Genomic DNA, 14,692 nt, shown 5'->3' on the forward strand with positions numbered 1-14,692 from the left:
TTATGTGTTTTGAAGCCGAATGCGAAAACACGGGTTGACTTGCCCCATAAGCGCGGGTATTCCGCACTCATCCTAACGCGATGGCGGTGTAGCTCAGCGGTAGAGCAGGGGAATCATAATCCCTTGGTCGGCGGTTCAAATCCGTCCACCGCTACCATCTGCGTTAGGATTGATTTTCCTACATTTTTTATGCTTTTTCAGACCCATTACCGGCCCCGGTGATTTGCGGCTTTAGCACTGCGCGCTCCCCTGTTTTAGCACTCCCCTGCTCCAAACGGTATTGAGTGACCTTTGTTGCGGCACTCTGCGCGCGGCGCTTTTTGGCTTGCCTCACGCACGTAGCGGCTGACCATGGCCGGGCTGGTATGGCCAGTGATGGCCATGATCTCGCGTTCGGAGCACCCGGCCTCTGCCATCCACCTCGCCACCGTCGTTCTCAGCCCATGCGTGACAATGCCGGTCAGGCCTGCCGCGCGGATCTGCGCGCCCATCTCGTGCCGGAAATGATCGATTTTCCACGGCCCCCATCTGCCCGGGTCAGGATTGTTTCGGCGTTGTGGCGGGACATTGTGTCCAGTAGCCGCCTGCCCTGCTCATGCAGAGGAATCCAGACTGGCGCTTTGGTCTTGAGCTGGACGACATAAATCCCCTCCCCATCATAATCTGACCATTTCATCCTGATCAGATCCTGACCGCGTTGGCCAGTCGTGTAGGCCAGAATGACGGCATGGCGGATGTCGTCGGTCGTGGTGCTCGCTCCCAGCATGGTCGCCAACTCCACATCGGACCAGGCACGGTATCCGCCCAACGTCTTGAGCTTTGGCACGCGAAGCGCCGGGTTGTCCGGTCGCCATTCCCGATTAACCGCCCAGGTCAGGAGGATCGACAGAACGGCAATTCTGGTTTGAAGATGGCATAGCAAACACGGCCGACAATCCTTTTCTGAAATGCCGGCCGCGTGACGTCAGGCCGGACGACCGATATGGAAACCCTGCATATAACGAAAGCCCAACGTCCGTAGCTGGTTCTGTTCAGCCTGCGTCTCCACCCCCTCGATAATAACCATTTTGTCCAGCCTTTTGCCCAGATCGGCCATAAGGCGCAGCACATCCACCGTATGGCCATGGGTGCCCATGGTTTTCACGAAGCCACGGTCGGTCTTGATGATGTCAAACGGCATGATGCCGAGATGCGAGAGCGAACTGCGACCGCCGCCAAAGCTGTTGATCGCAATCCGTGCGCCCGCACCGCGCAGGGCGGCAAGATGGCGGACGGAAGCGTCCATATCCGGCAGCAGGGCGTCCTCGGTTATTTCCAGCACAATCCATTCAGCCTTCGCACCGCTTATGGCCAGCAGTTCGCGTACCTGTCGCGGCATGTCGGGCTGGCGAAGCTGGTTCGCGCTCAGATTGATATGGGCTGCGATTTCATACCCCGGTGCCTGGTCACGATTGAAGGCCACAACATGGCGCAGCGCCTGTTCCAGCACCCAGTTGCCAATAGGAACGATCAGACCTGTTTCTTCTGCATTGCGGATAAAAGCCGCCGGGTCATGCAGCACGCCGCGCCGGTCACGCCAGCGCAGCAGGGCCTCATGTCCTACCACGCGGCCAGCCTGCACATCCACGATGGGCTGGTAATGCAGCAAAAACTCGTTGCGTTCCAGCGCATCGGGCAATTCACCCTGCAAGATCAGCGCGTGATGCATGCGTGCCAGCAGGTCGGGTGTAAACAGGATAACCCGGTCGCCACCACGACGCTTGGCTTCATACATGGCGAGATCGGCATCGCGCACGATATCAGCCGAGGATTTATGGTCGTGATCGGACGTGACAATACCGATACTGGCGGAAGGCCGCAGGTGATGCCCATCAATCACCATTTCCGCCTCCAGTTCCTGACAGATGCGCGCACCGATCTTCTCAAGGGCGGCTTGGTCGCGCGGGCCGGTCATGATGGCGGTAAATTCGTCACCGCCCAGACGGGCGATAAAGCAGTTCTGCTCGGTATCGAACACGCGACGCAAACGGTTGACGATCTCGATCAGGAACATGTCGCCTGCATGATGGCCGAAGCTATCGTTCACCATCTTGAACTTGTCCAGGTCGATGAACATTACCGCATGATCGTGGCCAGTTTTCCGGTCGCGCTCCATGATGGCATCCAGCCGCGCAAGAAAAGCCTTGCGGTTGGGCAGGCCGGTCAGCGCATCATGCGTGGCCTCGTGGCGCAGGAGATCAGCGGTCTCCCGCCGTTCGAGCACATGAGACAGCTGACGCGCGATGTTGGAGAACATGGCCAGCGTATAGGGATCGCTTTCGTGGCGCGACAGGGCATCGAATTCAAGTACCATCGCCATGCGGCCACTCACCATGACCGGCACCATCAGTACGGTCTGCATGCCTGAGCGGGTACCCTCACCCACGAGCCACAGAGGCGCTGACTCGATCTGCAAACGTGAGCAGATGCTGGGCAATAGCGCATTGTCAGACCCGGTAGGCAGTGCACGGCCGGCAGCCGCATTCTCATGTCCGGAAAGATGGCTGGCCAGACGGAACACCCGGCCGCTGCCCTTACTGTCCGGCAACCATGCCAGTGCCATGCACCATGGCCCCATCTCGCAGGCCTGCGAAAAAGCAAAGCGGACGATGTCCTCCACTGACAGGCCACTATTGGCCTGGGCGGCAACCGCCTCCATCAAGGCCTGCTGGCGATTACGCGCATACAGCTGGCTCAACCCGTCCTCCGCGATGCGTTCAGCTTCCATGCGCACTTCGCGTTCGCGCTCATAACGGCGGCGGATGCGGCGGTACAGGGCTTCATAATCCGTTACTTCTGTCTCCGGTCCAGAATTGATGGTCATAGCCACTTCACCCGCAGCATGTTTTCTTTGCCAGATCCGGGTGGGAAACGCTCGACTTCAACCCTGTCGCCAAATACATCGGCCGCACCGAGCACAAAGCCCTGCGCCAGGTCGATCAGGTGGCGTTCGGAACTGTAAGTCATGTCCAGCGTGCCATCATCGTTTTCCTTCATGTGGAAATACGGACACATCGCGCCGGGATAGAGCTTTCACACTTCGGGATGGATGATGCTGTTCACGCTCAGGATAAAGCTGCGCGAATTGGGATGCGTACTGAACAGTTCCGGATAGCGTTGCTTGAGGATGGGCATGGCATCCCGCCCGAAACTGTGCAGCAATTCGGCCGGTGTAATACCCAAGTGCTTTGAAGCTGCGACTACCAGCGCCTGCATTTCCGCATCAGGGTAGCTGCCCAGCGAAGTATAGGCGCCGCTGACATTGGCGGCCTCCAGCAGGGTATCCCATGCTTCCGCGCCGTGGTTCTTTTCCACGACCTCTTCCAGAATATTAAAAACAATACCCTTCATTATTCCACAACCTCTTGTAATATATATTCATTTTAAAGATGTATCGTGGATATGTAATAATGATGCATTCTGATGTCACTTTATGCCTTGTATGTGTTTTTCGCATATCTAATCGATTTTTCAGAAATCCAGGAAATCGTATGCTGAGCATAAGACTTAAAACTATACGAAGAATTCGCGGTTTCCTCTAAAATTTCGAACCATTACAGTCATTATTGCAATAAATAAACCTGTCATTTATTCATATTAAAAATATGTGTTATGGACTCGTAATAACATAATTTGCAGCATATTTTTCCTCCCTTTCAGGGACTGTTGGGAATTGAGTTTTCTAAAGGACCATGATGTGTTTCAAAGACCATATGGATCGCTTCATACTGACGGATGCCCAATGGGCGAAAATGGAACCGCTGTGCCTTGGCAAGAAGACGGATCGGGGACGCAGCGGGAAGGATAACCGCCTCTTCATCGAGGCGGTCCTGTGGATTGCCCGGACGGGCAGTCCGTGGCGGGACCTGCCGACGTATTTCGGACATTGGAACTCGGTTTATTCGCGCTACAGCGACTGGACGAAAGCCGGTGTTTTCCAGAAGATTTTCGAGGCCGTCTCCGATGATCCCGACATGGAATACGCGATGATTGACGGCACGGTGGTCCAGGTTCACGGCCAGGGCGCAAAAGGGGGACCCGAAGCCAGGCGATAGGGCGGAGTGTAACGGGATGGTCAACGAAGATCATCGCCATGACCGACGCGCTGGGTAATCTGGTCCGCTTCACGCTGATCCCCGGCCAGCATTACGATACGGTCGGCGTTGCGCCTCTTCTCGAACCGGCGGATTTTAAAGGAATTCTTGCTGACAAGGCATTCGACGTCCACTGGATCGTGGACGCCATACGCGCGCAAGGGGCCTGCGTGGCCATCCCCCAGCGCAAAAACCGCCTCGACAGACGCCCGTTCGATGGGACCCTGTTCAAAGCACGCCATCTCATTGAGAACTTCTTCTGCAAGCTCAAGGAGTTCAAGCGCATCGCCATGCGCAGCGAAAAAACAGACAGGTCATTCGAAGCCATGTCTATCTCGTTGGCGCAATCATCAATTCAAGATAATTCCCAACAGGCCCTGAAGAAACAGGAAAATCATAATCCCTTGGTCGGCGGTTCAAATCCGTCCACCGCTACCATCTGCGTTATGGTTTATTTTCAAGGACTTGGTATATTGATACAGCCTTTTTATGGGGCTGATGCCAGTCACTGGATTTTCCCCTTTTTTCAAAAACGCCAGTCACTCCCCTCACCTGCTGCTCTGCATCAGGAGATCAGGCAGGAAACTTGATAATGACGTTTACAGCGGCATGGGTTTCGCGCTCCAGCTTCCTCCCTAACCGCCACAATGCACAATCCTTACGTGCCGCGCTCCTTCAGGCCTGCCGCGCGATCTGTCTACTTATGTATTTGCATCGCGCAGGCCCATTCATAAAGCAATATCCAGACGTGCTTGCATTTTGAGCAGAGCCTCCCCAGGTAGCCCTGAAAAAAGCATGCTGAAGCTCAGCGTAAATTATGCCAGAACCTTCTTTACTGGCCACACTGCCCGTTAATGTACTGGCCAAAGCCCGACGCTCCCCAGCCCACAAAAAGCTGCTTCACCGCCACGTTGCGCATGGCGTGCAGCCCCTCGGCAGCATATTTGCCATCGCAGTTGAACTTGCCGTTGAGAATGTAGTCCTCTGTTTCATGCTTCCTGAGCGCATCCCTCCAGTTTGCATAAGCATTGAGGGCCTTCTCATCCACCACCGGAGCATAGACTTCAATATTTACGTAATCCTCGGCATGGGATCCCTGTTCCATCAGTCCGATATTGGGATCAGCGGCATTACCGCAGCTTTCAAGGCAATCGGAAACCGGCCTGGCATTGCCATTCAGCGCGGCACTGACATCGCCAAGTGTCAGTTCAGCTACCGTAGGGGTGGAATTCTGGATGAACGGTGTCAGTGGCACTGAGCAGGACGGGGTTATTTTCAGCCCGTAGCCCTGAATTTTCCCTCCCTGTTCATAGGCTGTCAGTTCACAGTTTTTGACCATGTAAGTATAGGTGGTTGTCTTGTCTGAATAGTGGTTCACATATTTGGCTGGTCCCGTGAACTGCTCAAGAAAGGGGCGCTGGATACCCAACATGTCCAGCTGAAATATCCGCAGCAGGGGCGGCGCGCTCGTATCACTGCTCAGGGAGGGCTCAGGCGGCTGATTAGCCCAGCGCACGGCGCGCGAGATGCCAAGTTTCTGAACATGAGGTACTTCATCATCCGAAATCGCGCCCGTCTGCTCATCTCCATAGGCAGCCTGCCAGGTTTTGATGGCCGTGCGCATGGCATCGCCATAAAGGCCATCGGCCTTATCCATGGGGGAAAACGAATATCCGGCATTGATGAGTTTCTGCTGCAGGGCGATGTGGAGGTCAATATTGCGCGCGGCTTCCTGCGCATAGGGGCCGCTGAGGGATTCTGCCCACTCAACAGCCTGCTGCTCCGTTACCTTCACGTAGCATGAAGCAGCCCCCGATGGCATGACCGCGCCCGGCGTGCCCGCTGCGGGAATGGCGCAGGCATTGCGCAATGCCGTATCATAGGCAACGGCCTGCGCCTTGATGGCCTGATAGGCCCCTGCCCCTTCCTGTCCACGATGGGCATAGAATACTTTTTCAAGGTCCAGTTCAGCTTTCGCCATGACCGGATCATTACACAGCGCTGTGGCCAGAACATCGGCCCCATCAGGGCGGGGACAGGCAAAACCGGGATGATAGTCCGGGGCGGCAAAAGCCGGTACCCAAAGGAGCATGACAGACAGAAAACTGCCACTCAACCAGCCAAAAATGCGCATGGGAAAGCCTTTTGTTGCGAAATATCAGGCAGAAATTCAAAAAATACTGCCTGTACAATAAGTCTGACCAATAGAGTAGGGCAAGCAGCCTGCTGAGGCTGATGAATTTTGTGGCAGTATGACTGCTTATACGTTGATTCCAGTTAGAAATTAATTGGAAAAACAGGCAAATTGAGCCAAAAAAAACACAACACCTAATACTTGTCGAAACAATAAAAGAAGCAACCGTTCAAATAACACACAAATCGTATGCATGTATGAACTTTTCAGGCTTATTTTTCCTGTTATGGATGGCCTGCCACGATTGAACACCCTGACACACTTACTGGGTTGAAAGTGCAAATTGACGGCAGATTGTACCAAGATGGCATCAGGGTGCGGCGTATGGACATGCGGTCAAATGTCTGGTGTTTTAAGTCCATCGTTCTGCTACTCCAATAGCCTGAATCAGAAAGCAGTTTGATTGATTTTTTGCAAAACTCTGCGGATACGGGCAATCATCAACCACGCGTGGGATGACGAGATTGTTGCCTCGACATCCTTCGGGAGGAGGCGGCAGCGTCCGAGCCATGCAAAGCTGCGCTCCACGATCCAGCGTTTCGGTAGGAGGACGAAGCCTTCGGCCTGATCGCTACGCCTGACGATTTCGATCGTCCATCGGCCGAGTTCAGCCAGCGCGCCACGCAACTTCTCGCCAGCATATCCACCGTCACCGATCAGATGGCGAAGTCAGGAGAATAATGAACGTATTCTGGTTGCTACCAGCGGCGCATCATCACGATCCGGAACGTCGGCAGGATGCACGACAGCCGCCACGACATGACCCAGCGTGTCGGTTGTGATTTGCCGCTTGCGGCCCCTGATCTTCTTGCCCGCGTCATAACCGCGTGGACCGCCGTTTTCAGCAGTTTTAACCGACTGGCTGTCAATAATGCCTACCGAAGGCGTGGCGTCTCGCCCGTCCTGCTCACGCGACAGGATCACGAGAATAGGGTTCATCGCTTCCCATCGTCCCTCGCGGATCCAACGGTAGAAATAGCAGTGACGAGGCAACCGCCGCCATTGGCAGCCGGTCGTGACGATATGGAGGATCGCCTCCATCGCCCGGCGCAAATCCGTACGTCATGGTCTGCCCAGTCGTTTCTTCTCGGGCATCAAAAGCGCAATCAGCGCCCACCCTGCATCGCGAAGGTCGCTTGCATATTCCAGGTCGTCCCTTTGATACTGCGCGCGGGTCATTTCAGTCCAGACCATCCAGATCTCATCAGGTTCTCGCAAACCCATGAATTAAAACCAACTGAAATCACTCAACTCATTTTCGGTCAGACACTCAAACAAGACCGCAGTTCCACGTTAGTATCCGCCATTTTTTATGCGTCTACGCTGACATGCTGTGCAAAAAATCTCTCGTGTCGTAGCCACTAAATCATGTTTTCTACGGTCTGTTTTTTTAATTTCATTGCCTCTACCACAACCCGGCCCATAGGCCTTCGCACAAGCCAAACCGCATGCATTCCCCACCATTCATGCATTAAATGTCTGTCAGGTATGCATTAAGCGTTGCATTCCTCCATGCGCCGTGTTGTTATCTGGCATGCGTATAACGCAGCATTGCTCTATAAATCTTTTTGGGGAGATGTGACATGGATCGTTTCAAGACGATGCTCCGCGGTCGCACCAACATGCTGCTCGGCCAGCTCAAGCAGGAAATTGGCTATGCCACAGGCCTGCGGCGGCTGGAGCGTCAGGGCATCGCACAGGAAATGCGTGGCTTTTCGCAAACCGCGCGCCTGCACCGCATGGCCAGCATGGAACAGTCCGAACAGGGCTGAAAACCTGCCAGATACCTGTAATAGCAAACGCATAACCGCATCGCGTGCAGGGTGGTTGCCGGAAAACCGGCAACCCGTACCATGGCCTGTTCCTTTATCCATGCAGGAAATTTATGGCCATGAGCAAAGACCAGATTATCGACATGCCCTTCACTACCGACGCCATGAAAGCGGCGATTGAACGGCGCATCATCCAGTCCCCCCAGCTTTCCGATGCCGACAAGCATGAACTGAGCGTGATCCTCGCGCGGCTTGATGCGCAGGGCCTCGCCACGCTTGTCGAGACTGTTCTCGGCCACGCCATTGAATCCGGCTCCGAAATCCTGCCCTACCTCAAGCGCCTCGGCGAAAAGGGTTAACCCTACGGCGCGGCGGGAACAGCCTGCCGCGCGTTCCACAAGGCGTTGAGCCGTGCATGCAGGCGGGGATCGCTTGCATAGATATAAAGCCCCCTCACCCCGCGCGTCATGAGCACGTTGATGGAGTTGAGGATAATCCGCGCCATGACCGCAGGCGGGTTCTCCACCCCGTCGCGCCCGGTAAAGGCAGCGCGGTCCTCGTAGCGGGCGGGGTCGATCACGATCCGGTCGGTCGCCGGGTCATAGGTGACGGATGGGCCAAGGATCACGCCCGCATAATTCAGGTCGAAACCCTGAATGGTATAGACCGAACCCACCTCATCAATCGTGTCCGCCCGCTCCGCCCATGGCAGGCGGGCCTGCGGCATGGCGCGATCCCAGCGCAGGTGAAAACGCCCCTCGGTAATGAAATGGTCCCGCCCGTTCAGGGTGTAGGGATAATCATAGGTCGCCAGCATGCGGCACAGCCCGTACTGCGCGTTGCGCTGGCATATGGCCTCGTACAAAGCCTGCGCATCATCATAAATACGAAAGTCAAAGGACTGCGGTGCCGGTAGCGCGCGCAGTTCGCCATCACGCAGGGCGCGGATCCAGTCCATCACATCCGCATGGGCGTGCATGCGGAACTGCTGCTCAAGCCTGCGGATCACGACCGGATAACCCGCCACGAGCGCGCGGAGGCGCTCATCGGTCCACAGGCTTTTGAACTTGAGCACCTGCCTTGCATCGAACACGATCACCACAATGCGCGCATGGCGGATGATCTCGGCCAGCTGGTTGTCCTGGCGGAAGCGGTTATAGGGGTCGCTGCGGGTCAGGAGCAGATGGGCTTCATCCACCAGCACGATATCAGCACGCTGCTCGCGCCCCGCCATGTGGTTGATGAATGTGGTCGGGCGCTCGAAATCCTTCTTGCGCAGGCAGGGCTGGGATTCGGAAATATTGCGGTACAGCTTGATCATTTCCGGATGGTTCACCAGCAGGCAGTTATGGCTGCCATGAAGCGGGTCGTCTGCATCGCGCCCGCGTGCCGCGTGCTGGATGGCGGTGAACAGCGTGTTGAGCAGCAGGCTCTTGCCCGTGCCCGCATCCCCCTCGATCATGAACAGCGCATGCGCGTCGGCGCCATGGGCGCGGCAGAAGGCCAGCACTTCATCCATCAGCGCCTGCTGCGGGCCGGTCAGCCCCATGGTGGGGGCAAGGCGGGTCAGGGCGCTGTCGGGCGTGGGGGAATCAGGCGTTTGCATATGGAGTTTCCGTCAGGGCCCTGCCCGCACCGGGCAGGACAGGGCTGATATGTAAAATACGACGTGAGATCGTGCAGGCCATAAGTTATAACACGCCCTTACGCGCATACAGCGCGCCACGTTAACAGGATAGCCGGACCATGACTGACAAACCCACCGCCGCCGCCCGCGAACACATGCACAAGCTCGCAGCCCGCGGCCTGAAAGAGCCCAAGCTGCTGCAGAAGGAAGAGGTGATCGCCATCGCCCAGCATGTCGCCAAGGAACATGGCCGCGCCTCGGGCACCGAGCACGAGATCGCCAAAAAGGCCGAGCACAACCCCGAGGGCGTGACCGCAGCCGAAATCCAGGCCCTGTGCGCCCATGTGACCGGCGAGCGCACCGCGCGCTAAAGCGGTTCCGCACCATCACGAAAAACAGGGGGAAACCCCTGTTTTTTATGTACGGAACAGGCTGCTGGCTGCCATCCCCTACCACCGCATCTTGCTGCCCGTGCGCTCAAGCAGGCTGCTGACATAGGCCAGCAGCATCAGGCCACCCAGAAACAGCCCCCAGACCAGCACGAAGCAGCCCAGACCTGCCAGCACCATGGCCGCGACATGCCATGGCGTGAACGCCAGTCCACACGCGAAATACCCCACCCCAAGCGCAATCAGCACCCAGACAAGCAGCCATAATCGGGCCATGTCCCGCTTTCTCCCTGTCATCTGGGGGCGTTGTGCCCCACAGGCTCCCTGCCCCACAAGCCCTGCCCGCATGGACCTAAACACACGGGCCTGAAGGCATGGGATCGACTTTGCGTGCCGCGTAACCGCACGCTATGACAGCAGGCCTGCCCCGGGCCGGGCTTGCGGATGCTGGCACGGGTTCGCCCGCCTTCACGCAGGCCTGAACGCTTCTGCATATGGGGAAACAGACTTATTCACGCTACAGGACCGGACCACAGCAGAAATAAGGGGTAATTCCGCCGCATGAGCACCCGTACGCGTTTTCCCATCTATTCCGTAACCGAACGGGCGGCCGACCTTGCGGTCCACATCATCGGCGTCGTGGGGCTTGGCTATGGCGTCGTGTGGCTGCTGCGCACGGCCATGCTGGCGCATTCGGGCCTCGCGGCGGGTGTGACCATGCTGTACTGCGGCGGCATACTGGGCACCTGCCTGTCATCGGCAGCCTATAATTTCTGCCCGCCCTGCCGCCTCAAGGGCGGGTTGCAGCGCATTGACCAGTCCATCATCTTCGTGGCCATTGCCGCAACCTACACCCCCTTCATCCTGCTCGGTGGGCAGGGGCGCGCCAGCCTGTGGTTCTGCGGGGTGCTGTGGGCCATGGCGGCGGCAGGCATCGTGGCCAAGATGTGCTTCTTCACCTGGTCACGCCGGTTTCATGTCGTGCCTTACCTGTGCGTGGCGTGGGTTTTCTTCCTGTGTCCTGATCCGCAGGTGTGGACGCTGCCCGGCCCGACCTTCTTCCTCATCGTGCTCGGGCTGTTCTTCTTCAGCATAGGGGTGGTGTTCTACATGCGTGAGAACATGCCGTTTTCCAACGTGCTATGGCACGTAATGGTGGTGCTGGGCGCAGGCACGCACATGACGGCGGTGGGCTGCATGCTGCTGCACTACAGCCACGGGCCGATGCGCGGGTTCTAGCGCCCGATGCGGCGCAGGGGGAGACCTGCCTCGAGGTGCTGCTCGATCACCTCCAGCGGTACGTCGCGCGTCTCGGGCACCAGTAGCACGGTAAACAGCACGAAGCCGATATTCATCAGGCTGAACCCGGCAAAGGTCCACCCCGCCCCCATTGCCCCGACAATGGTGAGGAAGGTGTTGCTCACCGCCCAGTCCATGCCCCAGTTGGCCAGCGTGGAACACGCCACGCCAAAGTCACGCCCCGCAATGGGCTGGATCTCGGAGCACAGGGTCCATACCAGCGGTCCCGCCCCCATGCCAAAGCCCGCCACAAACACCAGAAGGGCCGCCACCAGGCTCAGCGTGGCTCCCAGGCCCTGCAGGTGCATCCCCTCAATAACGGCGGCGCAGCCCAGCGCGCAGGCCATGATGATACAGCTTGACACCAGCAGCGGCCTGCGCCCCCAGCGCGAGACCATAAAGATGGCCCCCACGCCCACCACGGCATTGACCAGCCCGACCAGCACCGTGGCCCATGCGGCGGCGGTGGTGCCAAAATGCGCGCCTTCCAGAATCTTGGGGGCGTAATACATGACCACGTTGATGCCGGTGAGCTGCTGCATGACCTGAAGCCCGATGCCCAGCGCCACCGAGCGGCGGAAATAGGGTCTGGCGCGCAATAGGGCAAAGCCGCCAACCGCCTTGTCCGCGCCGAGTTCGTGGCGGATGCAGTCAAGCTCCCGGTCGGCCTCGGCTTCATCGCCACGCAGGTCGCGCAGCACCTTGCGCGCTTCTTCAAACCGCCCACGGGCCGCCAGCCAAGACGGGCTGGAAGGCAGCAGCGCGCAGGCGGCGAACAGCGCCATGGCTGGCACCACCGGCAGCCCCACCATCAGCCGCCAGTGCCCTCCGCCCGCAAACAGGCCACCCGCCAGATAGCCCAGCAGGATGCCGCAGGACTGGAGCATGGAAAAGGTGGAGACCATGGCGCCGCGCATCTTGCCCGTTGTCAGTTCGGATATGTAAAGCGGCGCGGTAAAGGTGCAGATGCCAATCGCCACCCCGATCAGAAACCGCCCGAGCAGAATCTGCCCGATCAGCCCGGCCGTGGCGCAAAGCAGCGCGCCCGCCCCGATCAGCAGCGTGGCCGCACCCAGCGCCAGCCTGCGGCCAAAGCGGCGCGAGAACACTCCAGCCCCCAGCGAGCCGAGCAGTGCGCCGATCATCAGCACCGACACGACCCACTCCTGCGCGCGCGCGCTGGCGTGAAAATCGTGGCCAATAAAGCCCAGCGCCTCGGCAATCAGCCCGGTATCAAGCCCTACGAGCAGCCCCGCCATGGCAGTGGTCAACGCTGCGCGCACCCCCGTGGCGCCGGGCGGCGAAGCCTGCGGAGGACATGGCGTGGCGATGGACGAAGATACGGGCTGTGACACGTGACTTGATCCCCTGCGCTGCGGCGCGATCCAAATCGACCACGTCGCTCACCCTCCCTTCATAGGCGATGCAACAGGCCCTGATCCATGACACAACCCCGCCTCGGGGTGCATTATGGGTCATCATTTTCGTGTATGCGCCATGCCGTGTTACGCACGCAGGCCCCACACCGCAATAAAGATACCACCCCATGACCGTGCCAGCCCCCGCTGCTTCCCGCTTCCTGCCCGGTGAAAAGCTGGCCCTTTGGCTGTGCTTCGCATTCCTGTTGTGGGCCAACTGGATCACGCCGCTCTGGGCCGATGATTACTGCCGCACCATTCCCTTCAGCCCCCGCATGATCTTCCATATCGTGTGGGGTAACTATTTTTTCTGGACCGGACGGTGGTTCATCACCCTCGTCACCTTTTTCATTCTCGACCTGCACCATTATGGCTCGCTGGCCGCATTCGCGGTGGTGAATGCAGGGATATTCGTGTTTCTGGTGCATGTGGTTGTGCATATGTGCAGGCGCGCGGCGGGCCATGGGCTCATTCCCACGGCACGCACCGGGTTTGCGCAGTGCCTGCTGGTTTTTCTGATGTTGTGGTGGCTGCCCCGCACCATTGCCGAGGTCGCCTTATGGAAAACCGGCGCCATTGGCTATCTGTGGGCGGTTACGGGCGAGATGTGGATCCTCTCACGGGTGCTGGCGGGGCGCACGCGCCTGAACGTGGCGCAGTACGGGGCGGTGTTCCTGATCGCCACGGCCATGGAATCGATTTCGCTCCTGATGGCGCTATTCCTGCTGGGGTGGGCCGCATGGGCGTGGAAAAACAGCCGCCCCGTGCCCTGGGCGCTGGCGGCAAGCCACGCGCTGGGCACATTCACGCTGGGCATTGCACCGGGTAATTACGTGCGTGCGCGGGTCATGACCCCGAGTTCGCCGTTCGACCGGCTTGATGGGCTGATTGGCAATCTGGGCAGCCTGTTCGACCCGTTCTGGGTGCCCTTCGTGCTGCTGATTGGCATCGGTCTGTTTGTGGGCAGGCGGCAGATACATTTTCCCGCCTGCCTGCGCTGCGGGCGGGGGTGGATGTTTGCCGCACTGGCGCTGGCCTACATGCTGCTGCTGTTCATCTACCCGCGTGAGGCACTGGCCGCCCGCGTGTCCTATCCTGCCAGTGTCTTTCTGGTGTGCTATCTGGCCTGCCTGCTGTTTTCATGCCCGGTGGGGCCTGTGCTCAGCCGGGTCATGGCCGTGACCTGCACGGGGCTTGCGGTCATGCATCTGGCCATTGTCATACCCGACCTGACAATGCTGGCCCGCATCAGCCATGACTGGCAGGTGAGCACGCGCGCGCAGGTCGCGCACGACCAGCCGGTCGTGCTGCATCAGGTGACCATGGGGCCACGGCACAAGCTGCTTTATGTGCACAAGGACATCATATTCGTCGGCATCAACCCCAACCCGCGCAACCAGCTGACCATGTGTTACGCGTGGGCCATGGGGGCGTCCTCCGTCAGGGCCGTACCCTGACGGCGCATTGCGTGCGGCGTTATTCGCTGCTGCCATTGGTGGGCGAGGGTGGCGGCGCGCCATTGCCACCGGGCTGGCCGCCCTCGGGCTGCTGGTTCTGCTGCTGCGCCCCTTCGCGCTCCGCCTTGCGGGCATTGTGCCGGCGCACCATGCCTGCGGCACAGCCTGCCGCGGCACCGCCCTTGCCGTGACCGCTGCCGATAAAATGCCCGGCAACCCCGCCAGCCACGGCGCCCTTGACGCAGCCGCCCGGCTCGGCGCGGGCTGCAACCGGCAGGGCGAGAGCCGCCGTGGTGGCAAGGGCAAGTGCGGTAAACCTTGAAAACATCGGATATTCCATCTGTTCTGTGTGTGAACAGGGCAACGGAAGGGCGGACATGAAGTTCCCCGCCACAAACGACAC

At 58.7% G+C, this 14,692-nt stretch carries 13 protein-coding genes, 1 tRNA gene and 3 pseudogenes; 7 read left to right on the top strand and 10 right to left on the bottom strand.

All coding sequences use genetic code 11. The features are described from left to right. The first annotated feature begins 82 nt into the window (after positions 1–82). Positions 83–157 (top strand) — tRNA-Met (locus tag CDI09_RS06400). Between the two features lie 97 nt (positions 158–254). Here the strand turns inward: CDI09_RS06400 and CDI09_RS06405 are convergent. From CDI09_RS06405 to CDI09_RS18530, 4 genes and pseudogenes are all read right to left on the bottom strand, one after another. Continuing rightward, the gene (locus tag CDI09_RS06405; RefSeq protein ID WP_078524249.1) at positions 255–491 is read right to left on the bottom strand and encodes a tyrosine-type recombinase/integrase; all 237 of its coding nucleotides are present in this window, start codon (positions 489–491) and stop codon (positions 255–257) included. Next, positions 461–922, bottom strand: coding sequence for a site-specific integrase (locus CDI09_RS06410; RefSeq protein ID WP_078524251.1), 462 nt, complete (start codon positions 920–922; stop codon positions 461–463). The genes CDI09_RS06405 and CDI09_RS06410 overlap by 31 nt, the downstream gene beginning before the upstream one ends. 42 nt (positions 923–964) lie before the next feature. Then, the gene (locus CDI09_RS06415) at positions 965–2,863 is read right to left on the bottom strand and encodes a bifunctional diguanylate cyclase/phosphodiesterase (RefSeq protein ID WP_078524253.1); all 1,899 of its coding nucleotides are present in this window, start codon (positions 2,861–2,863) and stop codon (positions 965–967) included. After that, positions 2,860–3,390, bottom strand: a pseudogene (locus CDI09_RS18530) (heme NO-binding domain-containing protein). Before CDI09_RS18530 ends, CDI09_RS06415 begins: the two are co-directional and overlap by 4 nt. 362 nt (positions 3,391–3,752) lie before the next feature. Between CDI09_RS18530 and CDI09_RS06425 the strand changes: the two are divergent. After that, positions 3,753–4,459: pseudogene (locus tag CDI09_RS06425) on the top strand (IS5 family transposase); the annotation flags it as partial. Positions 4,460–4,965: 506 nt separating this feature from the next. Here CDI09_RS06425 and CDI09_RS06430 read toward each other — a convergent pair. Both CDI09_RS06430 and CDI09_RS06435 read right to left on the bottom strand, forming a co-directional pair. Continuing rightward, a complete protein-coding gene (locus CDI09_RS06430; RefSeq protein ID WP_167370167.1) occupies positions 4,966–6,225 on the bottom strand; it encodes a peptidoglycan-binding domain-containing protein in 1,260 nt (419 codons plus the stop codon). 489 nt (positions 6,226–6,714) lie between these two features. Further along, positions 6,715–7,521: pseudogene (locus CDI09_RS06435) on the bottom strand (IS5 family transposase). Between the two features lie 389 nt (positions 7,522–7,910). Here CDI09_RS06435 and CDI09_RS06440 point away from each other — a divergent pair. Together CDI09_RS06440 and CDI09_RS06445 are read left to right on the top strand one after the other, a co-directional pair. Then, the gene (locus CDI09_RS06440; protein ID WP_078524257.1) at positions 7,911–8,099 is read left to right on the top strand and encodes a CsbD family protein; all 189 of its coding nucleotides are present in this window, start codon (positions 7,911–7,913) and stop codon (positions 8,097–8,099) included. 119 nt (positions 8,100–8,218) lie between these two features. Next, on the top strand, positions 8,219–8,458 hold the full coding sequence (locus CDI09_RS06445; RefSeq protein WP_205836662.1) for a hypothetical protein: 240 nt from the start codon (positions 8,219–8,221) through the stop codon (positions 8,456–8,458). Positions 8,459–8,460: 2 nt separating this feature from the next. Here CDI09_RS06445 and CDI09_RS06450 read toward each other — a convergent pair whose 3' ends face one another. After that, positions 8,461–9,705 carry a DUF2075 domain-containing protein gene (locus CDI09_RS06450; RefSeq protein ID WP_078524260.1) on the bottom strand — a complete coding sequence of 415 codons (1,245 nt, stop codon included), beginning with the start codon at positions 9,703–9,705 and terminating at the stop codon, positions 8,461–8,463. 140 nt (positions 9,706–9,845) lie between these two features. Between CDI09_RS06450 and CDI09_RS06455 the strand changes: the two genes are divergently transcribed. Then, positions 9,846–10,097: a hypothetical protein gene (locus tag CDI09_RS06455; protein ID WP_078524261.1), complete on the top strand. Its 252-nt coding sequence runs from the start codon at positions 9,846–9,848 to the stop codon at positions 10,095–10,097. Between the two features lie 78 nt (positions 10,098–10,175). Here CDI09_RS06455 and CDI09_RS06460 read toward each other — a convergent pair whose 3' ends face one another. Next, positions 10,176–10,391 carry a hypothetical protein gene (locus CDI09_RS06460; protein WP_078524263.1) on the bottom strand — a complete coding sequence of 72 codons (216 nt, stop codon included), beginning with the start codon at positions 10,389–10,391 and terminating at the stop codon, positions 10,176–10,178. Positions 10,392–10,676: 285 nt separating this feature from the next. On the opposite strand from CDI09_RS06460, the gene trhA reads away from it, so the two are divergent. Further along, on the top strand, positions 10,677–11,354 hold the full coding sequence (gene trhA / locus CDI09_RS06465) for a PAQR family membrane homeostasis protein TrhA (RefSeq protein ID WP_078524264.1): 678 nt from the start codon (positions 10,677–10,679) through the stop codon (positions 11,352–11,354). Here the strand turns inward: trhA and CDI09_RS06470 are convergent. Next, positions 11,351–12,769 carry a sugar porter family MFS transporter gene (locus CDI09_RS06470; RefSeq protein ID WP_078524266.1) on the bottom strand — a complete coding sequence of 473 codons (1,419 nt, stop codon included), beginning with the start codon at positions 12,767–12,769 and terminating at the stop codon, positions 11,351–11,353. The two genes, trhA and CDI09_RS06470, sit on opposite strands and share 4 nt — an antisense overlap. A 191-nt stretch (positions 12,770–12,960) precedes the next feature. Between CDI09_RS06470 and CDI09_RS06475 the strand changes: the two genes are divergently transcribed. Further along, entirely contained in the window at positions 12,961–14,289 is a 1,329-nt protein-coding gene (locus tag CDI09_RS06475; protein ID WP_078524268.1) for a DUF6056 family protein, read from the top strand. Between the two features lie 19 nt (positions 14,290–14,308). On the opposite strand, the gene CDI09_RS06480 is transcribed toward CDI09_RS06475, so the two are convergent. Next, positions 14,309–14,617 carry a hypothetical protein gene (locus CDI09_RS06480; RefSeq protein ID WP_078527644.1) on the bottom strand — a complete coding sequence of 103 codons (309 nt, stop codon included), beginning with the start codon at positions 14,615–14,617 and terminating at the stop codon, positions 14,309–14,311. Between the last annotated feature and the right edge of the window lie 75 nt (positions 14,618–14,692).

The organism is Komagataeibacter nataicola (genome assembly GCF_003207795.1).
Lineage (GTDB): Bacteria > Pseudomonadota > Alphaproteobacteria > Acetobacterales > Acetobacteraceae > Komagataeibacter > Komagataeibacter nataicola.